Consider the following 22,841-nt stretch of genomic DNA (forward strand, 5'->3'; position numbering starts at 1 on the left):
TATGTTTTCTAATAGTAAAAACATAGAAAGTATAGGCAAACTCTTGCTGGAATTTAAGAAATATCTTGAGCTCCAGAAAGAGTTTGTCAAATTGGATGCCACAGAAAAAATGACGGTCATCCTTTCGGCCATTTTGATTGTAACCGTCTTGCTATTATTAGGTTCTATCGTTTTACTCTTCCTCACCTTCGCATTAGCCTATTATTTAGGAGATGTATTAGGAAGCCTTTCACTCGGATTCGGCCTCATTTCCGCTTTCATCCTGTTACTGACCGTCATATTCTATTTAAACCGAAACCGCATGGTCATTCAGCCCATGGCACGTTTCATGACCAAACTAATCCTTACCAAAGAAGATGGCAGCAAATAAGATTCCTTCTCATCAAACCGAAGATGTTTTACAAGAAATCCGTACTCGTAAGGCTGAAGTAAAAAGCCAGATAAAAGAAAGTGCGGACTTCATTAAAACAACTACCCATAAACTATTCACTCCTCCCCCACAAGCTACATCCAAATTAGGCTCATTCATGAATATGGTAGACCAAGGATTAGCCGTATATGATGGTGTGATGATGGGAATGAGAGTAGCACGTAACATACGCCGGATTTTTGGAAAACGGAGATAACCGTTTGCCCCAAAAGCCGTTTCATAAAATAGCCGGTAAAAAACACTATTGCCAGTACAGGTATGACCCACCTCCTACACTGGGATTTTGTAAAAAGCCCCTTCATCTTTCAGTTCGAGCACTAAAGCATTCATTATGTTAAGATTACAGGCTGAAAGATACTTCAGCCATCTTTCAGCCATGCTTCATTTCAATCTGCTGAGAACGAAAAATCGTTCGACTGAGATTGAAAAATCGTTTGGCTGAGAACTTTTTATCGTTTTCCGCCATGAAAGGAAGCTGAAAGGTGACCTTCCTGCCTTTCATTCCGTAGTACGTTATGTGACAACTACTTACCGTATCACCTGAAAGATGAAGGGCATTTTGCAAAACTCATTGGGGGAAGCATAAGAGGAATAAAATTTTTCCGGAAGGAACTGCATGGAATTAAGAATTATCGTGTAACTTTGCGTTGTTTTTAAACTCTACAAACAAAGATTACAATTATGATGAACGAATGGTTTGAATGCAAGGTAAGATACGAAAAAACATTAGAAAACGGCTTGGTCAAGAAAGTCACGGAGCCCTATCTGGTAGATGCCCTGAGCTTCACTGAAGCCGAAAGACGTTTTATAGAAGAAATAGAACCGTTCATGTCCGGCGAATTTCAAGTGACAGACATCAAACGGGCCAAATACGCCGAATTGTTCGAAACGGACGAAGATGCGGCCGACCGTTGGTTCAAAGCCAAAGTGGCTTTCATCACCCTTGATGAAAAAAGCGGGGCGGAAAAGAAAAGCAACCAAAACATGCTGATACAAGCTTCGGATCTGCGCGATGCCGTAAAACGCCTTGACAAAGGAATGGAAGGCACCATGGCCGACTACGAAATCGCCTCTATTGCAGAAACGCCTATTATGGACGTGTTCCATTACAAAGCCGAAGCGGACGAGAAACCGGAATTCCCCGAAGCATAATCCCGTTTCATTGAAACCATAACGCCATGTCACAGATTCAGGACGAAATAAAACGTATCACGGCCTCGCTTCCCTGCGGTGTCCGGTTGGTAGCCGTGTCCAAATACCATCCCGAAAGCCACATCGAGGAGGCATACGCTGCCGGACAACGCGTCTTCGGCGAAAGCCATGTACAAGAGCTTCGCCGTAAATACGATAACCTCCCCAAAGACATCGAGTGGCACTTTATCGGACACTTGCAAACCAATAAAGTGAAGTATATCGCTCCATACGTAGCCATGATACATGCAGTAGATTCCATGAAACTACTTCTTGAGATAGATAAACAAGGAGAAAAGTCCGGACGGGTGATACCCTGTCTGCTTCAACTTCACGTAGCCAAGGAAGAAACCAAATTCGGTTTCACACCGGACGAATGCTGCAAGTTAGTAGCGGATGGAGAATGGAAAAAGCTGGCACACGTCCGAATTTACGGCTTGATGTGCATGGCTTCCAATACGGACGATATGGCACAAGTGCGGTCTGAATTCCATCTGGCTTATGCACTGTTCAAGGAACTGAAAACCGGAGCTTTTGCAAATGCTCCCTATTTCAAAGAATGTTCATGGGGCATGAGCCATGATTATCCCATTGCAATAGAGGAAGGTAGTACGCTTATCCGCGTGGGAAGTAAAATATTTGGTGAAAGAGTGTATTAAAAGCATATTATTCTTGCTTTAATCGTTTTTTCTCCTTAGTTTTGCACAAAATAAAAAGAATTGTGCAATGGAAAAACTTAGTTTTAACGAACAAATAGAACAAAGCATCAAGGACAACTGGGATCTTGATGCTTTGTCTGACTATAAAGGAGAAACCTTTCAATATAAAGATATAGCCCGAATCATAGAGAAACTTCACATTATCTTTGAATACAGCAACGTAAAACCGGGAGACAAGATAGCCCTTTGCGGACGGAACAGTGCCCATTGGGGAGCCGTATTTTTTGCGACGCTGACATACGGGGCTGTGGCCGTGCCTATCTTACACGAGTTCAAAGCCGATCAGGTTCATAACATTGTGAACCACAGTGAAGCCAAACTACTTTTCGTAGGTGATCTGGTCTGGAAGAATCTCGACGCCAATGAAATGCCTAATCTGGAAGGGATCATCAACATCGCAGATTATTCACTCCTTGTAGGTCGCACGCAGAAAGTCGCGTATGCACGGGAACATCTGAACCAATTGTTCGGCGAACGTTACCCCATGAACTTCCGCAAACACCATATATCATATTATAAAGGAGCACCGGAAGAACTGGCTGTCATCAACTATACTTCAGGCACGACAAGCCGTTCGAAAGGCGTAATGATTCCCTATCGCGCCCTTTGGTCCAATCTGGAATTTGCCAAGGAAGTATTAAGTCCGCACATGAAAATCGGAGACAACGTGATTTCCATGTTGCCCATGGCTCACATGTACGGGATGGCTTTTGAATTTATCTTTGAGTTTTGCACGGGATGCCACATCTACTTCCTGACCAAGAACCCGTCCCCCAATGTTCTTTTTGCGGCATTTGCCGAGTTGAAGCCGCGTATCATCATCGCCGTCCCCTTAATCATAGAAAAGATTATTCGCAAGGCGGTTCTTCCTAAAATTCAGGGTACAACCGTAAAGATGCTATTGAAAGTCCCATTAGTCCGTCAAAAAATCAAAGACAAAATCTGCGAACAGCTCAAAACGGCGTTCGGAGGAAATTTCTATGAAATCATCATAGGCGGGGCAGCTTTCAATCATGAAATAGAAATGCTGCTTCACGACATTGGTTTCAATTACACCGTGGGCTACGGCACCACGGAGTGCGCCCCGATTATCTCATACGCAGACTGGAATATTTTCGCACCCGGTTCTTGCGGCAAGGCGGCTCCACGTATGGAAATCAAGATTGACAGCAATGACCCGCAACACACTGTAGGAGAAATCCTCACCCGAGGCGCCAATGTCATGTTGGGATACTATAAAAACGAAGAAGCAACCCAAGAAGCATTTCGAGACGGCTGGTATCGTACAGGCGACCTCGGTATCATGGACGAAAATGGCAACCTTTTCATCAAAGGCAGAAGCAAAAACATGCTTTTAGGTGCCAGCGGACAAAATATCTATCCGGAAGAAATTGAAGATTTGCTGAATAACCTGACTTTGGTCAACGAAAGCATCGTCATCCAAAAAGGAGAAAAACTTTACGGACTGGTGTACCCGGACTTTGAGGAAGCGCACAATCTGGGTTTACAAGACTCGGATTTGGCCAACGTCATGGAACAAAACCGGACTGAACTAAACAGTATGTTGCCCGGATATGCCCAGCTTTCCGGTATCAAAATCTTCCAAGAGGAATTCGAGAAAACCCCTAAGAAAAGCATCAAACGTTATTTGTACACGGATTGCCAGATATAGTCCCGGCATCCCCTATAAAGACGAAAATCACAAATCTACCCAAGAAAAAACATAAAAGCAAAGGACAATGAAAGATTTCAATTACTACGCCCCTACGCAGGTCGCTTTCGGAAGAAAAGCGGAACAGGCGACAGGCCGATTGGTAAAACAATACGGCGGAACAAAAGTATTGGTACATTACGGAGGCAAAAGTGCAGAACGTTCCGGACTGTTAGACGCAGTATGCCATGCACTCGAAGCCGAACATCTCCCTTATGTGAAGTTGGGAGGGGTCGTCCCCAACCCACGTCTCTCAAAAGTACACGAGGGCATCGATTTATGCCGTGCCGAAGGTGTAGATTTCATCTTGGCTATCGGCGGCGGCAGCGTAATCGATTCCGCTAAAGCCATCTCCATGGGGGTAACCTACGAAGGAGACGTTTGGGATTTCTTCACCCATAAAGCCGAAGTGGACACTTGCCTCCCCTTGGGAGCCATGCTCACCCTCCCGGCAGCAGGCAGCGAAATGAGCGACGCCACGGTCATTACCAACGAAGACGGCGACCTGAAAAAAGACTACGGCAGCGATAAGCTCCGCTGCAAGTTTGCCGTAATGAACCCGGAGCGTACCTTTACATTGCCTCCCTATCAAACAGCAGCCGGCGTAGTAGATATCATCATGCACACGTTGGAACGCTACTTCTCCCACGATGATGACATGACCGTAACCGACTCCATTGCCGAAAGCCTCATCCGCACCGTACAAGACAGCGCGTTCAAAGTACTGCAACAACCGGACAACTACCTGCATCGCGCCCAAATCATGTGGGCGAGCAGCCTTTCTCACAACGGTTTGACCGGTTGCGGTACCACTTCTGACTGGGCCACGCACTTTCTGGAACACGAACTCAGCGGCATGTTCGACGTAACCCACGGTGCAGGCCTGGCCGCCGTATGGGGCAGTTGGGCGCGTTACGTCTACCTTGAAAATCCCACCCGTTTCGCACAATTCGCTGTCAATGCCATGGGAGTACGAAACAACTTCAAGTCGGCAGAAGAAACAGCCTTGGCCGGTATCGAAGCATTGGAACGCTTCTTCCGGGCCATCGGCATGCCTACCAGCATACACGAACTCATCGGACGCGAAATCACAGACGAGGAAATTCGCGAAATGTCCCGTAAATGTAGTTATGACGGTACCCATTCTATCGGAGGCTTCAAAGTTTTGAACCGCGAGGACATGGAGCACATCTACCGTGCGGCACGTTAAACCTACGGGTATTCATACGGGGAACCCTCATGGAAACGAGACACACAAAAAAGGGAAAGAGCGACACGCCTTTCCCTTTTTCTTAGGTTGCAGCCCCACTGCAAACCAGGACTTTCAGATTCCTGTACCGACTCTTCCAACCCTCATTTCTTCTTTCCTTTTAACGCAAACATTATGGGAGCGGTGAACTTCACTGATACCGGCTTGCCGTCCAACCGTGCAGGTTTCCATTTCGTCATGGCCATGATGACCCGCACGGCTTCCGCACTCAGGCGCACATCAGGACTTTTCACCACTTGCGGGCGCGTCACGTTCCCAGCCTTATCCACCACGAAAGAAACCATCACCCTGCCTTCGACTTTTTCCTTGACACAGGCCTCAGGATAGTGGATATTAGACGACATATATTCCATCAGGGCGTTTATTCCTCCGGGATATTGCGGAGGAACATCAGCTTTCTCATACACCTTGTCGGCTGCATACATATCCGCCACAGACAAACCTTCCACACGCAGGAACATCGGCTTCATCACGCGAAGCACCTGCTGTTCCAAATCATCGTTTTCCACGCGCTTCCACACCTCGGTAGCCACACCCCGTCCGTTGAACCACGACATCTCAAACGTGTCGTCCGATAACCATTTCACCTTGTTGCGCCCACCGCGCTCCTTGATGATGCTGTCACCCTCCGACGTGAAAGTTCCGGCATGTCCCTTAAAATATACACGGTCTTCCCCGGTTCGATTCGGGGTAAAGCCCAAGAAGTAGCCGTCACCATACCATTTATAGCTCTTCAACTTGGGTGGTATCAGTTCACCCGTCAACGGTTGCCGCAAGCCTTGTACTTCCCACATGCCAGTGTAACGTCCGTCTACCTCGTGGGCATCGCGCATCCCTTGGTGTATGGCGGCCAATCCCGAGGGCATGGGATACCGCTCCCACCCCTCTTCATAGTCCGTCTCCCCTACAGAGGAACGACCTGTCCATGAAAGTTCGAACATGTCTTCTGAGCGTGTCTTGATTTTCAATTTCCCGCCGCCTTCGCGAATGGCTTTCTTCGACATATACTCAAACGTGGTGTATCCTCCTTCGAAATCCACGTCCACATCGTTGATGCCTACATACCACACGGAAAGCGACACCATATGGTCTTCTCCATAATACTTGTAATGCACGAACGGTTGGGAACCCTTATGTGAATCCCCTTTCTTCCGAATCCAAGTCTTTTTCCAAAATCCTTCCAAAGGATGTCCTGTTTCCGCCTCGTCAGCCGACATCGTTACTACGGACTCCCCAAGGCCGCTTTCAGCCCTCATGGCTGGAGTGACCAACAATCCGGCTGCGCCGCACATACCGACCAGAACCAAGCGAACGCTTTTCTTTTTCATTAGGTTAACTCTACAATCCATAAATAAAAGATTTAATGTTTATAAAAACACCGAAAGTTAGCAAATATTATATTTACAAACAAGACTTACAGGCAAGAAATCATTATTATAATATATCAAGGTACACAAAAACACCGGATATTCTCATCAAGAACATCCGGCGTTTCCATATATAAGGCCATCTCATTACCTTAACAAGTCCCTAAGACTCTGTGGACGGCTTTTCACTTCTCTCCTTTTTCGACTCTTCCAAATGAGCCGCACGCACGCGGCTTAATGTTTCAGGCGACATTTGCAAGTAAGAAGCCACATGGAGCATCGGCGCACGCAACAAAATCTCGGGTTTCGTATTCAAGAGACGAAGGTAACGTTCCGTAGCGTTCTCAAAGCGCTGGCTGTCAGCATAGACTTGGGAACTGATTAAGGCATGTTCCATAATCTTACGGAACAGCAGCTCAATCTCTTTATTCTCGTCTGCCAATTCCTGTAAGGCATCATACGGAATACCGTAAAGCCTGCTGTTTTCCAACGCCTCGACAATCAGCCGTGAAGGTTCCTGTTTCAAGAAACTTTCAATGCAAATCACGATTCGCCCTTCATAAGAAAAGTGTTCCGTTACATCACGCCCACCTTTATAATAATACTGTCTCACCATTCCGCGCTCTACGAAATACATGTGACGACACGTTTCTCCTTCAGGCAATACCACATCGCCTTTCGAATATTTGAAAGGTACGAGTATCTCAGACAATGCCTCGATGCCCGATGGAGACAAACGGCAATAAATACGGGCTATTTCACGGGCCACGTCGCGTCTTAAATCCATAGTCTATAAGGTTTTTATTAGGTTAATCCAACTTCAGCACAGCCAAGAAAGCTTTTTGCGGCACTTCCACATTACCAATCTGTTTCATCCGTTTCTTTCCTTTCTTCTGTTTCTCAAGCAATTTTCTTTTCCGGCTGACATCTCCTCCGTAACATTTCGCCGTCACGTCCTTACGCAACTGCTTCACCGTCTCGCGGGCGATGATCTTGGCACCGATGGCCGCCTGTATGGCAATATCGAACTGCTGGCGGGGCAACAACTCCTTCAGCTTCTCACACATCCGCCGCCCGAAGTCCACCGCATTGTCGATATGCGTCAAAGTGGATAACGCATCCACCGGTTCCCCGTTCAACAAGATATCCAACTTCACCAGTTTAGACGGCCGGAAACCGTCCTGATGATAGTCGAAAGAGGCATACCCCTTTGATATGCTTTTGAGCTTATCATAAAAATCAATCACAATCTCACCCAAAGGCATGCTGTAATGGAGTTCCACACGGTTTCCGCTGATATACTCCTGTTTCAACAACTCCCCCCTTTTCCCCAGGCACAAGGTCATGATGGGACCGATGAAGTTGGTTGTCGTAATGATGGAAGCCTTGATGTACGGCTCCTCTATATGGTCGATCAGTGTCACTTCGGGCATGCCTGCCGGGTTATGCACTTCTTTCACCCCGCCCTGCTTGTCATATACGAGATAAGACACGTTGGGCACGGTCGTAATTACATCCATATTGAACTCGCGATCCAAACGTTCCTGCACGATTTCCATGTGAAGCAAGCCGAGGAAACCGCAACGGAAACCGAAGCCCAACGCCACGGACGATTCCGGCTGGAAAGTCAGCGACGCATCGTTCAACTGCAATTTTTCCAAAGAGGCCCGGAGATTTTCAAAATCCTCGGTCTCTATGGGATAAAGCCCGGCAAAAACCATAGGCTTGACTTCCTCGAAACCGGAAATGGCTTTATCGCACGGACGCTCCACGTGAGTAATCGTATCGCCGACTTTCACCTCCGTAGCCGTCTTAATACCGGAAACGATATACCCCACATCCCCGCAATGCAATTCCTTACGAGGGGACATTTCCATCTTCAAGACTCCAATCTCATCAGCCGTGTATTCCTTGCCTGTATTGATAAAAGCCACTTCGTCGCCCGACTTGATACTGCCGTTCACGATTTTGAAATAAGCGATAATCCCACGGAACGAGTTGAACACGGAATCGAATATCAATGCCTGCAAAGGAGCGTCCTCATCCCCTTCCGGATGGGGGATACGTTCCACCACAGCCTGTAATATTTCATCCACTCCCATTCCCGTACGTCCCGACGCACGGATAATCTCTTCACGTTTACATCCCAACAGGTCTATGATTTCATCCTCCACTTCCTCCGGCATGGCGTTCACCATGTCGCATTTGTTAATAACCGGGATGATTTCCAAGTCGTGCTCTATGGCCATATACAAATTGGAGATGGTCTGAGCCTGCACGCCTTGCGTGGCATCCACAATCAACAACGCCCCCTCGCAAGCCGCGATGGAACGCGAAACCTCGTATGAGAAATCCACATGCCCCGGCGTATCAATCAAATTCAACGTGTACTTCTCTCCTTTATGTATATATTCCATCTGGATGGCATGGCTTTTAATCGTGATGCCACGCTCCCGCTCCAGATCCATATCGTCGAGCATTTGCCCTTCGGTGACCTTTATCGTATTCGTATATTCAAGCAAACGGTCGGCCAAAGTAGACTTACCGTGATCTATATGTGCAATAATACAGAAATTCCTGATGTTCTTCATCTTCAATCAAAAAAATGCTATGCAAAGATAGTGCAAACCGGAAAAAATACAAAATCCAAAACCTTATTTTTATATAAAGCACTGCGAATCCGAAGAAATGTTTGTCTTTTGCTAAAAATGATAGCAAAAAGATTTTTTTTCTCGTTTTTATTGGCAGTTTGCTATTAAATGCTTAACTTTGGCAACTGAAAACCAAGAGAGAGATTTTTCTTATATATAATAAGGAGAAATAAGGTAGAAAAGATAAAGTTAACGAATAATATTAATTAAAAAAGGATTTATCACATGGATGCAAAAAAAGTTCTGGAAGACTTGAAACGTCGTTTCCCTAACGAACCTGAGTATCATCAGGCTGTAGAAGAAGTTCTCAGTACGATCGAAGAGGAGTACAACAAACACCCTGAGTTCGAAAAAGCCAATCTGATTGAACGTCTTTGTATTCCTGATCGCGTTTATCAATTCCGCGTCACTTGGATGGACGATAAAGGCCAGATTCAAACCAACATGGGTTACCGTGTACAGCATAACAACGTAATCGGTCCCTATAAAGGCGGTATCCGTTTCCACAGTTCCGTAAACCTCAGCATTTTGAAGTTCCTGGCTTTCGAGCAGACTTTCAAAAACTCTCTGACCACTCTTCCTATGGGTGGCGGCAAGGGCGGTTCCGATTTCTCTCCGCGCGGCAAGAGCAACGCCGAGGTGATGCGTTTCTGCCAGGCTTTCATGCTCGAACTCAATCGCCATATCGGTCCCGATACTGATGTGCCGGCCGGTGATATCGGCGTAGGCGGACGCGAAGTCGGTTACATGTTCGGCATGTATAAGAAACTGACCCATGAATTCAGCGGCGTATTCACCGGCAAGGGACTTGAGTTCGGCGGTTCGCTCATCCGTCCCGAAGCTACAGGGTACGGTAACGTGTACTTCCTCATGGAAATGCTGAAGACCAAAGGCACCGACCTTAAAGGCAAGACAGTCCTCATCTCCGGTTCCGGCAACGTGGCTCAGTACACGGCCGAAAAGGTACTTCAACTCGGCGGAAAGGTACTCACGATGTCCGACTCAGACGGCTACATCTACGATCCGGACGGAATCGACCGCGAAAAGCTCGACTACATCATGGAACTTAAGAACCTGTATCGCGGACGTATCCGTGAATATGCAGAGAAATACGGTTGCAAATACGTAGCAGGCGCACGGCCTTGGGGCGAAAAGGCAGACATCGCACTGCCGTCGGCCACTCAGAACGAAATCAACGGCGACCAGGCTCGCCAGTTGGTAGCCAACGGCGTAATGGCCGTGAGCGAAGGCGCCAACATGCCTTCTACTCCGGAAGCCATCCGCGTATTCCAGGAAGCCAAGATTCTGTACGCACCGGGCAAGGCAGCCAATGCCGGCGGCGTATCGGTTTCAGGTCTCGAAATGAGCCAGAACTCAGAACGTCTGTCTTGGACATCGGAAGAGGTAGATGCCCGTTTGCACGCCATCATGGAGAACATTCATCAGAATTGCGTGAAGTACGGAACGGAAGCCGACGGTTACGTCAACTACGTGAAGGGTGCCAACGTCGCCGGTTTCATGAAGGTAGCCAAGGCTATGATGGCTCAAGGCATCGTATAAGATTTAATCATAGTATCCATAAAGGGACGGGGAAGTATCTGTATTTTCCCCGTCCCTTTTTCTTTGTCCGTTTTCTTACCAGCCGATGCCCCGAAACCGGACGATTACCCATTCGGATGTCACAGTGCCGTCCCTCGTCCGGGCACAAAGAAACCCTTCAAGTCTGCCCCCTCCAGATTCAGAAGCCGGACTTTACGTTCAAGCCCTCCGGCATACCCTGTCAAACTTCCGTGACTGCCCACGACGCGATGGCAAGGTATAATGACAGACACCGGATTATGCGCCACGGCTCCTCCTACAGCCTGTGCAGACATGCTCCGTATTCCACGCTTCCGGGCTATTTCTAAAGCCAAGTCGCGATAAGTGACCGTTTCTCCGTAAGGAATCTTTTGCAACATCTCCCACACAGCCAACCGGAACGGCGAGCCTTGCAAATGCAGCGGCAGCATGAAATCCGGCTTCCGGCCGCTGAAATAACCGTCAAGCCACGTCCGGGTTTCTTCAAACACCGGCAATGATTTCTCCTCATGCGCAACCGCCAAAGCGGCAGCATAGTATTTCTGTCCCTCGAACCAGGCACCCGTCAATGCCTCCCCGTCGGAAGCCAACAGCATTTCCCCTAAAGGCGACAAGTATTTACATGTGTATTGCATCGTCATGATTAACTTATAAAATTCGTTTTTTCTCTTTCATATCAGGCAGAAAACCCGCGATGATGCCCAGCAAAGGCAACCAAGCACTCACCCGGAAAATGAAATCTATACTGGTCCTATCGGCCAACCAACCGAAAAAGGCCGAACCGATTCCGCCCAACCCGAACATCAAGCCAAAGAAAATGCCCGAAATCATCCCCACTTTCCCCGGCATCAAATCCGTGGCATAAACCAGAATGGCCGAGAAAGCCGAAGCGATAACCAACCCGGTTATCACCGCTACCGTAATGGTCCAGAACAAACCGACGTAAGGCAAAACGAGCGCAAAGGGAGCCGCACCGAGAATGGAGCCCCATATCACATACTTACGCCCGAATCGGTCGCCCAACACTCCACCGAACAAAGTCCCGACAGCCAATGCCGCCAGAAAGGCGAACAAACAGACTTGGGAATGCTGTACGGACATACCGAACTTGTCCATCAAGAAGAACGTGAAATAGCTCGTCATGCAAGAGATATAAAAGTATTTCGAGAATATCAGCACGACAAGAATCAAAAGCGACGTCCGGACCCGGCTTTTCGACAGCCCGCCTGCCACCGCAGAAACAGCATGACGCTGCCTTGTGACGGTGGCCAGCTTCATGCCATACCATCGCCCCACCCTTGCCAATATCAAAGAAGCCAGCACTGCCGCCATGGCAAAACAACTGATAGCAGGCTGTCCGAAAGGTATGATAATCAAGGCTGCCAGCAAAGGCCCGATAGCACTGCCGCCATTTCCTCCCACTTGGAAAATAGACTGTGCCAAACTCTTTTTACCGCCCGAAGCCAACTGCGCCACGCGCGACGCCTCCGGATGAAAAACGGACGAGCCCCATCCGATGATGCTCACGGCCAGAAGTATCAGCATAAAATTATAAGCAAAAGAAAGCAACAACAATCCGGCCAACGTGAAACACATGCCCAACGAGAGTGCATAAGGACGGGGATGACGGTCGGCATAACGCCCCACAAAAGGTTGCAGGATGGAGGAAGTCAACTGGAACACCAGCGTAATGACACCAATCTGCGCAAAGGAAAACCCGAACTTATCCTTTATCATCGGATAAATGGCCGGAATGACCGACTGTATCATGTCGTTCAACAAATGGGCAAAACTGATGGTGAACAAAATGGCATAAGCCGTGCCCTCCGTCACGTCGGGCTGCCCTTTGATACGGGCGCATAAGGTTCTTATCGTCATATCGTACTTTTTCATATATACAGACAATCCGAACAAGCAAAATCGTTCGCCTGAGAAATGAAAATCAATCTCAGGCAAACGATTTCTCATTCTCCTGCAAACGATTTTTCATTCTGCGGAGAAAAACAAGAGGCTCTCAGCATTGTCTCAAACATCTATCAACCAATCATTTACAAAATTCGTATTCTTATTCTACCAATAAGCCATAAATCCTTACTATTCCACTCCGGGAAGCATGACCACTCCTTCTTTTTTCATCCCGTCCACCTTGATGACCACGGGAGAGGAAAAGCGCACGTGACGCACGTGAGCCGTTTCTTCCACGGCCGGTTGGCTGTTCAGGAAAGCCTGGTTGTATACCCCGTCGCCCAAAAAGTCATTCACCGTAAAATATCCCACGCCGAAACTGGTCAGGTTTTGGAAGAAGTGTGTGCCTTGGCTGGGGTCTACACGGTAATTCGTCAACCCAGACTCCACAATGACGCGGGCGGCTGAAATATTGGGCCATTTCACCGGAACGCCTAACCAAGGGTCGCTACTGCCCCACCGTCCCGGGCCGACCAATACATAGTTGCGCCCCTCCTCCAGGAAGCGGCGGTTGATACGGTCTATCTCGTCGGCTATGGCCGGATTGTTGTAGGCGGAATAATCGTCGGTCTTCACATAGACCACATCGTAGACTTCATTGCTCACCCCTTGGCCGATGGCGTTATGCGAACGTATCAGCGTCTTCTCATCGGGAATCTCCGTCAAGTCTTCGTCGAGCATCATCTTATTGTCCACCATCGGACGTATCTGCAACAAATAGAACACCCCAGTACGGTCGGGATTCAGCTTCACGGCAAATTCTATCTCCACCTCGCGGCGCATGCTCTCACGCCCAAGTTTCAGAATCAGCCGCAAAAGCTCCGGAAGGGGAAACACCCCCTGTTGCAACACGCCGCAGAAGGTGACGAGTTTACGTCCTCCGTCGTAAATACCGTCGCGAATCACCATGTCATAGGGGTCGTACGTGGAAGCAATGAATTGCAGCGAACCGTCCTGTTCGGCTTCCTTGACCGGAAGCTTCAACAGGTTGAAACCGTCGTCCACCCTGAAATCCTCCTCCACGGCTTTCATTTCGAGGGCATAAAACCGCGTCTGCGTCTCGCGCAAGGCTATTTCCATCTCGCTCGTCTGCAGCACCTTGTCGGGATGAGCCGGACAAACCCGCAGGTTCATACCGCCATCCACGATGTACTTCCCGAGCCCGAGCGCCAGATTTACCGTGCCGTCTTCGGCTTGCTCGTCCCCTATGGGGTAGTAGTTCACCGAACGGGCCACACCGGAGATGTTCGGATAGAAACGGTCGCCGTAACGATTTCCGGCCACCTCCTGAAGAATCACCGCCATTTTTTCCTGGTCGATGACGTTGCTTGTAGCCGTCATATACGCCTTGCTATCGCGGTAGAACACCGAAGCATATACCCCCTTGATGGCATCGCGCAACATCTTCAGCCGCACGTCGCGACTCTCCACATAAGGTATCATATAGGTGGAGTATATCCCGGCAAAAGGCTGGTAATGTGCATCTTCGAGCAAGGAAGAGGAGCGGATGGCAATGGGCTGGCGCACGACATCGAGATAGGCCTCCAAGTCGCCGATCAGGCGTTCGGGAAGCCGGGCTTGCAAGAATGCACGGAGAATCTCTTCGTCGGGAATGTCCGAAAGCGCAATCTGGTAAAGTTCGTTCGTGTCCATGAACTCGTCGAAGATGTCCGTACAGAGCACCACCGTTTTGGGTATCATGACATCTGCATTGTCGAACGCGTTCAATTCGGGATGCTGCTTGATGATGTGATCCAGGAAGGCCAGGCCACGCCCTTTTCCGCCCAACGAGCCTTCACCGATACGTGCGAAATTGCTGAAACGGTCGAAACGGTCGCGGTGGAACACGGCCACTACGCCTTGGTTCTTCATCCGGCGGTAGCTCACAATCGCGTCGTATATGATTTGACGGTGGGCATCCACGTCTTGCAGCGAATCCCACGTGATGTGCTTCAGGAACTCGGATATAGGGAACAATGCCCGCGAGCATAACCAACGCGACACGTTATTGCGCGTAATATGGTAAAGGAGTGATTCCTTGGGCAAGGTGAAAATGTTGTTCTGAAGGTCTTTCAGGTTTTTGATGCGCGCCACTTCTTCCATTGTGTTCGGGTCGAGGAAGACGAAATCACCGAACCCGAAATGACGGCGTACCAAACGACGGAGGTCCACCCCTATCTTCTTGGAACTCTTGTCGATGAAATGCGCCCCGCATTTCTCGGCCCAGCCGCTTTTGTCGGCCTCCGTAGACTCCATAATCAGCGGCACGAACTCGTCTTCGGCACGGATGGCCGACAACAGCTTGTACCCGGCCATCTCGTCCGTCTTCCCGTCACGGGGAAAACGGCAGTCGCTGATGACCCCCAACGTGTTCTCCTTATGACGGGTGTACAAGTCCCAGGCCTCTTCATACGTACGGGCCAGCACGATTTTCGGACGCCCCCTCATCCGCAAGGTCTCGAGTTGGGCATTCAATGCTTCGGTAGAGAACTCCAGACTTTGCTGGAGTACGAACCGATAGAGGTTGGGCAGGATGGAGGAATAGAAACGGATGGAGTCTTCTACCAGCAGTATCATCTGCACCCCGGCTGCCACGTCGTTCTCCAGGTTCATTTTGTCTTCTATCAGTTTGATGATAGAGAGTAACAAGTCTGTATTGCCCAACCAGCAAAACACATAATCGAAGATGGAAAAATCCATGTTCTGCATGCTTTTCCTTATACCGTGACTGAACGGAGTCAGCACGACGATAGGTACCGTGGGATTGTCCGTCTTGATGCCCCGCGCGATGTCGAACACGTCGTTATTGTCCGTACCGGGCATACAGATAATCAAATCAAAACTGGTCTTTCCCAGCTCTTCTTCCGCTTCCTCCTGCGAAGCGACTTGAAAAAAACGGGGCGGATAACGCAAACCCAACTTCACGTATTCATCGAAAATCTTTTCCTCCACCCGTCCGTCATCCTCCAACATGAAAGCGTCATACGGGTTGGCAATGAGTAGCACATTGAAAATGCGCCGCTTCATCAGGTCCACAAAAGCGGTATCCCGCAAGAGCGGGCATTCTTTATTATTATCGTCTGTCATAATAGCTTGGTCTAATCTCTGATTGCGAAAACAAATAAACACAAAAATCCGCAGGCATGCAAAAAATGCGGCACAAAAAAGCGGTACCGGAAATGATTCTTTCCGGCACCGCTCCCCTTTCTACCTCATGACAAAACTACCTATACCACTCCTTGAGCCATCATGGCCTTGGCCACTTTCATGAATCCAGCCACATTGGCTCCTTTCACATAATTGACATAACCGTCCGGCTCAGTACCGTATTTCACACACTGCTCATGAATACCGTGCATAATAGCATGAAGCTTACGGTCCACCTCTTCTGCCGACCAACTGAGGTGCATGGCATTTTGGCTCATCTCCAATCCGGACGTGGCTACACCGCCGGCGTTGACAGCCTTGCCCGGAGCGTAGAGCATCTTATGGGCAATAAACGCGTCGATAGCCTCGGGCGTACATCCCATATTGGAGATTTCGCCCACGCATATCACTCCGTTTTCGATAAGATGCCGGGCATCTTCTCCGTTCAGCTCGTTTTGCGTAGCGCACGGCAAAGCGATATCGCACTTCACTTCCCACGGACGGCGGCCTGCCACGAACTTAGCCCCCGCGAAGCGTTCCGCATACGGGCTGCAAATGTCGTTCCCGCTCGCGCGAAGTTCCAACATGTAAGCAATCTTTTCTTCGTCGAGCCCGTCTTCGTCATAAATGTATCCGTCGGGACCGGAAATAGTCACCACCTTGGCGCCCATCTGTGTGGCCTTTTGGGCAGCGCCCCAGGCTACATTGCCGAATCCGCTGATGGCCACGCGCTTGCCCCGGATGTCGATACCTTTGTCGGCCAACATTTCACGCACAAAATAGAGCCCTCCATAGCCGGTGGCCTCGGGGCGCACCAACGAACCGCCGAATTCAAGCCCTTTTCCGGTGAGCACACCGCTCCAATCCCGCGTAAGTTTCTTATACTGCCCGAAAAGGTAGCCCACTTCTCTCGCTCCCACACCGATATCACCGGCCGGAATGTCGATTTCCGGACCGATATAGCGATAAAGCTCGTTCATGAAAGCCTGACAGAAACGCATGATTTCGGCATCGCTCTTGCCTCGTGGCGAAAAATCGGAACCTCCCTTACCTCCTCCCATGGGCAGTGTAGTCAACGCATTTTTGAACGTCTGCTCAAAACCGAGGAACTTCAATATGGAAAGATTTACGGAAGCATGGAAACGCAATCCGCCCTTATACGGGCCGATGGCACTGTTGAACTGTACCCGATAACCCAAGTTGACCTGAACCTCTCCCTTGTCGTCCACCCAAGGTACTCTGAACACAATGATGCGTTCCGGCTCCACCAGTCGCTCGATTAATTTGGCACGTTCAAATTCAGGATGGCGATTATACACGTCTTCTATGGAGATAAGCACTTCATGAACTGCTTGCAAATACTCCTTTTCACCAGGATGCTTGGCCTCAAGCTGAGCCATTATTTTCTGAATATCCATAGCCTACAATTTTAAGGACATCTAACATTATGTTGACTAACACTGGGGCAAATCTACAAAAACGAGTCAACAAAAGCAAGAAATAAAGGATTAAATATCCTATACAGATACCAAAATGTCAAAAACAGAAGTACCACAAAAAAAGAAACATGTCTTAAGCGTTCTTTCCTCCGCCTAAAACGAAGGATTCTGCGCTTACGACATGCTTTCTTGTCAGTCGATTAAAGTCCCCTTTATTACTTCAAAGAGAATACGGGTTCTTTTTCCGTGCCTGCAACAACCAATTTATCTTCACGAAGCAACCAGCCCAGTGCAAGATACAATTCTTTGTCTGTTTTCACTTTTGCTGCTTTCTTCAGATCTTTTGCACTCAACGGTGCACTCTCATTCAAGGCATTCCATACGAGGCCTGCCACTTCACCAGCATTTTCAAACATAATACTCAAATACTTTTAGTTAATAATCTCATCCTCTCAAAGGATATTCTTTCATAAATACATACAAAGGTAATATTTTATTTGTATGCTATATAAAAAAACTTAAAATAGTTGCAGGTTTATACACTATTTTAACGTAAAAAAGGTTTTTTAGGTGTACTATGTGGCAAAACATTGACATCAACGACCGATAGAGTCCAAATAATCAGCAAAAATGCGGGCTGCCGACTCTACCATCTTCGGACAAGGACGCTTGGCATAATAAGCCGCCGTACGGGCTTCTGCCTGGTTGCTGACCGGTGCATCCCGTTTCAACCCCAACAATTCCCCGCAGGTTATGGAACCGTTTTCGGCTTTGAACCTGGCGGCAAGCTCTTGCACAATGGCATAATTCCGCGATTTCGTCTCACGGTCTTTGCCTTCCATGGCTGCCACTTCCAATCCCGCCAACTGGAACATGCCGCAGACCGCTCCGCAGGTGAGCCGCATACGGCCTATCCCTCCACCGAACGAAGCGGATATATGCAAAGCCTGTTCGTGCGTAAAGCCGTACAAATCTGCAAAAGCCGCCACTACGGACTGCGAACAATTATAACCTTCTTTGAAATATGCCACTGCACGGGCAATCCTTTCCTCTTTGTCTTTCATATCATTTCAATGGATTGATTTGCAAAATTACAAAGAATAAATTAATTTCGCGCGTAAAACCATCAGATATGAAAAAGATTAATACCACACTTTTACTGGGTGCGCTGTTGGGGTTCTGTGCCTGCCATTTTGAGAGTTTCGACGAACGTTGTGCCCGCGAAGCACGGGAATACACGGAAAAGCAATGCCCCCGGAGAATGGACCAGTACACCCTTATGGACAGCCTCACGTATGATGACCATTCGCGCACACTCAATTATTATTATACTTTGGAAGGAGTTTTGGACAACGACACGGTGATGAACGCTCAAGCCTGCGAATCCCTCAAGGATCTCTTGCGCAAAAACGTAGTCAACTCCGTGGATTTGAAGTCCTACAAAGAAAAAGGTATCAGCTTTTCCTATTACTATTATTCCAAGGCATCGGGAAAAGTGCGCTTTCAGGCACGATTTACCCCGGAAGATTATGACAGCAACTATAGCCCGGACCGCTAACCTTTAAAAACAATGGGAGTCAGGCTAAACACCCGACTTACGCCACGACACGAATCCTCCCCGTCCCTACCTCTATATAATATAAGGTAAGGACGGGGAGGATTCCTTTATCATCCCATGCCATCAAGACCGGGAAACGGCCTGCCGCAGAGCCAAAGATAATTGGTCCGGACATGAAGTTGGCTTCATGCCGCAACGGATGCCGCTCAAACGGCTTACCACATCTGCCACATTCATCCCTTCGACCAACCGGGCAATGCCCTGAAGATTTCCGTGGCAACCGCCCAAAAAGCGCACGGACTTCACCACGTCACCGTCGACCTCCAGTTCTATCTGCCTGCAACAGGTACCCTCCGTCTGATAAACCGTTTTCATTTTATTCTCCTTCAGGCTTCATATTCGTGTAAACCGTCTGCACGTCGTCGAACTCTTCCAGTTTCTCTACCATCTTGTTCAACGTTTCACGCTCTTCGGCCGACACGTCCTTCAAATCGTTCGGGATATAAGTGAATTCACCGCCGACATCCTCGAAGCCCTGCTCTTCCAGATGCTTCTGGATGGCACCGTAGCTCTTCGGGTCGCCGTAAATCGTAATCGTGCCTTCCTCTTCGTCCATGTCGTAATCCTCTTCCACCCCGAAATCTATCAGGTCGAGAATCAACTCATCCATGTCCACCGTAGCCGGCTTCTTGAAGGTGAATACACACTTATGGTCGAACAAGTAGGCCAAAGAACCCATCGTACCCAACGTCCCGGAGAACTTGTTGAACACCGAACGGACATCTGCCACCGTACGTGTCGGGTTATCGGTCAAAGTATCCACGAATACGGCGATACCGTGGGGGCCGTATCCTTCGTAAGTCATGTTCTTATATTCGCTCTGATCCTTGCCCATCGCATTTTTGATGGCACGCTCGATGTTATCCTTCGGCATGTTCTCACGTTTGCAAGTCGCAATAATCGAACGTAACGTAGGATTGTTTTCGGGTTCCGGTCCGCCGGCCTTTACGGCTATGGCGATTTGTTTACCCAATTTTGTAAATGTCTTGGCCATGTGGCCCCATCTTTTCAGCTTTGCAGCCTTTCTATATTCAAACGCTCTTCCCATTGGAATTAAATTTTAAATATGATGATTTCTATCTATTTCTTTCTCATTTTATAGTTGAGCACCAGGCCATATACGATAAGCACTACCGTAGGGACAATCAATGCACGCGTGTACCCCTGAAGGGTGATCTGCAACAACCAGCAAAACACCAACACATAATATATGACCTTGGCTACGACTAATCCTTTCATATCGCGGGTTATCTCAGTTTCGCCCCCAACTTAGCCTGCAAGTTCGCAATCAGCTTATTCATAATCGCGTCGATTTGCTTGTCATTCAAGGTCTTCGTTTCATCTTGCAGCACGAAGTTCACGGCGTAACTCTTCTTCCCAGCTTCCAGATTCTTCCCTTCGTAGACATCGAAGAGCGTCACTTCCTTCAGCAACTTCTTCTCTGTGGAATAAGCCACCTTTTCTATTTCGGCAAATTCCACGCCCTTGTCCAACAAGAGAGCCAAATCGCGGCTTACGGCAGGGAACTTGCCGATCTCGGTATAACTGATCTTGTTGTTGCGGATGGCCTTCATCAGAAGTTTCCAGTTCAGGTCGGCATAATACACTTCATGATCCACATCCATCATCTTCTGGATTTTACGGCTCACGATACCCAACATGGCCAAAACCTTACCGCCACGGTTTTGAATCTCGATACCTTTTGAATAGATATCGTTACGGCTCGGCGCAAAAACCAATGCACCGAAATTCACACCCAGACGGGTCAGGATATTCAGCACGTAAGCTTTCAGTTCATAGAAAGAACTGTCTTCGTCAGGATGCGCCCACGAACCGCTCACCCGCTTGCCCGTCACCCACAGCCCGAGGTGATAGTCTTCCGAATAAGCGTCCAAAACGTGTTGGATGACCTCCGGGTCACGACTGCTGCTCACGCCGGAAACGATATCGGGACATTTATTCTCTTCGCGGAAATAGTAGCAATTTCCGAACTCGAAGAACTTCAAATCCGCGTTCTTGCGGTTGGCGTTGTGCGCAATACATTCCAAGCCCCCGAACAACAGCGTCTGGCGCATCGCGTTCAGGTCGGAACTCAACGGATTCATCAGTTTCACCAAATGCGAGGCCGGATAACTCTCCATCCCGTCATAATAGGCCGCACGCTGCAAAGAATTGTTCAGGATTTCATTGAAACCGCATCCCACCAACTGTTCTGCCACTAGATTCTGCAACTTGTGGCTTTTGTCATCATCGCCTTTGACATTCAGCGTAGAGCGCACCGCCGAAGGTATTTCCACATTATTATACCCGTACACGCGCAAGATGTCCTCCACCACATCGCACGGACGCTGCACGTCCACACGGTAGGCCGGCACCTGAAGTTTCAGCCCTTCGGCCGTTTCCTCCAGAATCTTCATCTCCAGACTCGTCACAATGCTTTTCACCGTATCCGCCCCGATGTTTTTCCCCATCAGGCCGTAAGCATATTCATAATTCAAATCCACCACGAAATCGGGCAACGGATTGGGATATACATCCTTAATCTCCATGGCTATTTCCCCGCCTGCCAGTTCCTTGCACAACATGGCAGCCTGTTTCAAGGCGTAAATCACACCATTCGGGTCGATACCCCGCTCGAAACGGAAAGAAGCATCGGTGCTCAAACCATGACGGCGTGCACTCTTGCGAATCCACGTCGGATTGAAATAAGCACTTTCCAGCAATACGTTACGGGTCGTTTCATACGTTCCACTCCCTTTTCCGCCGAACACACCGGCGATACACATCGGCTCTTCCACGTTGCAGATAGCCAAATCTCGGTCGCTCAACTTATGTTCCTCGCCGTCGAGCGTCACGAAAGGCGTACCTTCCGGCATGGTCTTCACCACCACTTTGCCCCCTTTGATCATATCGGCATCGAAACAGTGCAAAGGCTGTCCGTAGGCGAACATGATGTAATTCGTCACATCCACGATATTGTTGATGGGGCGCAGACCGATCGTGCGCAATTTGTCTTGCAACCATTCCGGACTTTCCTTGACCTCGCAATTCCGGAGCGTCACGGCGGCATAACGGGGGCATGCCTCCGCGTTCTGCACTTCGATGTCTATGTCCAGCTCGTGGCTGTCCACCTTAAAACCGTCGCACGACGGACGGTGCAAAGCCGTCTTGTGGCCGTTCTGCACCAACCAGGCATACAGGTCGCGAGCCACACCGTAATGCGAGCAGGCGTCCGCACGGTTGGGCGTAATGTCCACTTCGATAAGATAGTCGCTCTTCAGGTTATAGTATTCCGCTGCCGGGGTTCCGGGTACAGCCGTCTCGGGCAACACGATGATGCCGTTGTGGTCCGTACCGATACCGATTTCATCTTCGGCACAAATCATTCCGTGGCTTTCCACCCCGCGCAACTTGGATTTCTTGATGGTAAAACATTCGTCGCCGTCATACAATTTGCAACCTAGCGTGGCCACCACCACTTTCTGTCCGGCTGCCACGTTCGGCGCACCGCATACAATCTGTACCGGTTCTCCCTCGCCGAGATTCACCGTACATACGTGCATGTGGTCTGAATTGGGATGGGGCACGCAAGTCAGCACCTCGCCGATGACCAATCCCTGCAAACCGCCCTTCACCGGCTGCACTTCCTCCACGCAACCCACTTCCAGGCCTTCCGACGTCAACGCATCGGCCACTTCCTGAGCCGTCAATTCAAAATCGACATACTCTTTCAGCCAATTATAAGAGATATTCAT

General features: G+C 48.9%; 21 protein-coding genes. 8 read left to right on the top strand and 13 right to left on the bottom strand.

Annotation, left to right across the window (positions count from 1 at the left end):
- Window position 1: 1 nt before the first annotated feature.
- From HMPREF9441_RS00660 to HMPREF9441_RS00685, 6 genes are all read left to right on the top strand, one after another.
- A complete protein-coding gene (locus tag HMPREF9441_RS00660; RefSeq protein ID WP_008616784.1) occupies window positions 2-370 on the top strand; it encodes a hypothetical protein in 369 nt (122 codons plus the stop codon).
- Entirely contained in the window at window positions 357-626 is a 270-nt protein-coding gene (locus HMPREF9441_RS00665; protein WP_008616786.1) for a hypothetical protein, read from the top strand. Before HMPREF9441_RS00660 ends, HMPREF9441_RS00665 begins: the two co-directional genes overlap by 14 nt.
- Before the next feature lie 485 nt (window positions 627-1,111).
- Window positions 1,112-1,582, top strand: coding sequence for a DUF4494 domain-containing protein (locus tag HMPREF9441_RS00670; protein ID WP_008616790.1), 471 nt, complete (start codon window positions 1,112-1,114; stop codon window positions 1,580-1,582).
- A 26-nt stretch (window positions 1,583-1,608) separates the two neighbouring features.
- Window positions 1,609-2,280, top strand: coding sequence for a YggS family pyridoxal phosphate-dependent enzyme (locus HMPREF9441_RS00675; protein ID WP_008616792.1), 672 nt, complete (start codon window positions 1,609-1,611; stop codon window positions 2,278-2,280).
- Window positions 2,281-2,347: 67 nt separating this feature from the next.
- Window positions 2,348-4,012, top strand: a complete 1,665-nt coding sequence (locus HMPREF9441_RS00680; protein WP_008616794.1) for an AMP-binding protein — start codon at window positions 2,348-2,350, stop codon at window positions 4,010-4,012.
- Between the two features lie 67 nt (window positions 4,013-4,079).
- A complete protein-coding gene (locus HMPREF9441_RS00685) occupies window positions 4,080-5,261 on the top strand; it encodes an iron-containing alcohol dehydrogenase (protein ID WP_008616796.1) in 1,182 nt (393 codons plus the stop codon).
- A gap of 143 nt (window positions 5,262-5,404) precedes the next feature.
- Here HMPREF9441_RS00685 and HMPREF9441_RS00690 read toward each other — a convergent pair whose 3' ends face one another.
- The 3 genes from HMPREF9441_RS00690 to lepA all read right to left on the bottom strand — a co-directional run bounded on the left by HMPREF9441_RS00690 (window position 5,405) and on the right by lepA (window position 9,279).
- Complete coding sequence (locus HMPREF9441_RS00690; protein WP_008616800.1) at window positions 5,405-6,649, bottom strand: energy transducer TonB; 1,245 nt, start codon at window positions 6,647-6,649, stop codon at window positions 5,405-5,407.
- Window positions 6,650-6,851: 202 nt separating this feature from the next.
- Window positions 6,852-7,475 (bottom strand): Crp/Fnr family transcriptional regulator, encoded by a 624-nt coding sequence (locus HMPREF9441_RS00695; protein WP_008616804.1) that lies wholly within the window; start codon window positions 7,473-7,475, stop codon window positions 6,852-6,854.
- Window positions 7,476-7,497: 22 nt separating this feature from the next.
- The gene (lepA, locus tag HMPREF9441_RS00700) at window positions 7,498-9,279 is read right to left on the bottom strand and encodes a translation elongation factor 4 (RefSeq protein ID WP_008616806.1); all 1,782 of its coding nucleotides are present in this window, start codon (window positions 9,277-9,279) and stop codon (window positions 7,498-7,500) included.
- A gap of 285 nt (window positions 9,280-9,564) precedes the next feature.
- On the opposite strand from lepA, the gene HMPREF9441_RS00705 reads away from it, so the two are divergent.
- The gene (locus tag HMPREF9441_RS00705; RefSeq protein WP_008616809.1) at window positions 9,565-10,899 is read left to right on the top strand and encodes an NADP-specific glutamate dehydrogenase; all 1,335 of its coding nucleotides are present in this window, start codon (window positions 9,565-9,567) and stop codon (window positions 10,897-10,899) included.
- 119 nt (window positions 10,900-11,018) lie between these two features.
- Here the strand turns inward: HMPREF9441_RS00705 and HMPREF9441_RS00710 are convergent, their stop codons facing one another.
- The 6 genes from HMPREF9441_RS00710 to HMPREF9441_RS00735 all read right to left on the bottom strand — a co-directional run bounded on the left by HMPREF9441_RS00710 (window position 11,019) and on the right by HMPREF9441_RS00735 (window position 18,532).
- Window positions 11,019-11,552, bottom strand: coding sequence for a methylated-DNA--[protein]-cysteine S-methyltransferase (locus HMPREF9441_RS00710; protein ID WP_172634892.1), 534 nt, complete (start codon window positions 11,550-11,552; stop codon window positions 11,019-11,021).
- 13 nt (window positions 11,553-11,565) lie between these two features.
- The gene (locus tag HMPREF9441_RS00715; protein WP_244949541.1) at window positions 11,566-12,795 is read right to left on the bottom strand and encodes an MFS transporter; all 1,230 of its coding nucleotides are present in this window, start codon (window positions 12,793-12,795) and stop codon (window positions 11,566-11,568) included.
- 216 nt (window positions 12,796-13,011) lie between these two features.
- Window positions 13,012-15,969, bottom strand: a complete 2,958-nt coding sequence (locus HMPREF9441_RS00720) for a PEP/pyruvate-binding domain-containing protein (protein WP_008616814.1) — start codon at window positions 15,967-15,969, stop codon at window positions 13,012-13,014.
- Window positions 15,970-16,109: 140 nt separating this feature from the next.
- Window positions 16,110-17,447, bottom strand: a complete 1,338-nt coding sequence (gene gdhA / locus HMPREF9441_RS00725) for an NADP-specific glutamate dehydrogenase (protein WP_008616816.1) — start codon at window positions 17,445-17,447, stop codon at window positions 16,110-16,112.
- 236 nt (window positions 17,448-17,683) lie between these two features.
- A complete protein-coding gene (locus tag HMPREF9441_RS00730) occupies window positions 17,684-17,884 on the bottom strand; it encodes a winged helix-turn-helix domain-containing protein (protein WP_008616818.1) in 201 nt (66 codons plus the stop codon).
- A gap of 180 nt (window positions 17,885-18,064) precedes the next feature.
- Window positions 18,065-18,532, bottom strand: coding sequence for a C-GCAxxG-C-C family protein (locus HMPREF9441_RS00735; protein ID WP_008616820.1), 468 nt, complete (start codon window positions 18,530-18,532; stop codon window positions 18,065-18,067).
- Between the two features lie 68 nt (window positions 18,533-18,600).
- Between HMPREF9441_RS00735 and HMPREF9441_RS00740 the strand changes: the two genes are divergently transcribed.
- Window positions 18,601-19,026, top strand: coding sequence for a hypothetical protein (locus HMPREF9441_RS00740; RefSeq protein WP_008616822.1), 426 nt, complete (start codon window positions 18,601-18,603; stop codon window positions 19,024-19,026).
- A gap of 123 nt (window positions 19,027-19,149) precedes the next feature.
- Here HMPREF9441_RS00740 and HMPREF9441_RS00745 read toward each other — a convergent pair whose 3' ends face one another.
- The 4 genes from HMPREF9441_RS00745 to pheT are packed head-to-tail and all read right to left on the bottom strand — an operon-like array spanning window position 19,150 to window position 22,841.
- Window positions 19,150-19,401 (bottom strand): TIGR03905 family TSCPD domain-containing protein, encoded by a 252-nt coding sequence (locus HMPREF9441_RS00745; RefSeq protein WP_008616828.1) that lies wholly within the window; start codon window positions 19,399-19,401, stop codon window positions 19,150-19,152.
- Between the two features lies 1 nt (window position 19,402).
- Window positions 19,403-20,134: a YebC/PmpR family DNA-binding transcriptional regulator gene (locus HMPREF9441_RS00750; protein WP_008616830.1), complete on the bottom strand. Its 732-nt coding sequence runs from the start codon at window positions 20,132-20,134 to the stop codon at window positions 19,403-19,405.
- 32 nt (window positions 20,135-20,166) lie between these two features.
- Window positions 20,167-20,325, bottom strand: coding sequence for a hypothetical protein (locus HMPREF9441_RS18530; protein WP_008616832.1), 159 nt, complete (start codon window positions 20,323-20,325; stop codon window positions 20,167-20,169).
- Window positions 20,326-20,333: 8 nt separating this feature from the next.
- Window positions 20,334-22,841 carry a phenylalanine--tRNA ligase subunit beta gene (pheT, locus tag HMPREF9441_RS00760; protein ID WP_008616834.1) on the bottom strand — a complete coding sequence of 836 codons (2,508 nt, stop codon included), beginning with the start codon at window positions 22,839-22,841 and terminating at the stop codon, window positions 20,334-20,336.

Origin of the sequence: Paraprevotella clara YIT 11840 (assembly GCF_000233955.1) — a bacterium.
Lineage (GTDB): Bacteria > Bacteroidota > Bacteroidia > Bacteroidales > Bacteroidaceae > Paraprevotella > Paraprevotella clara.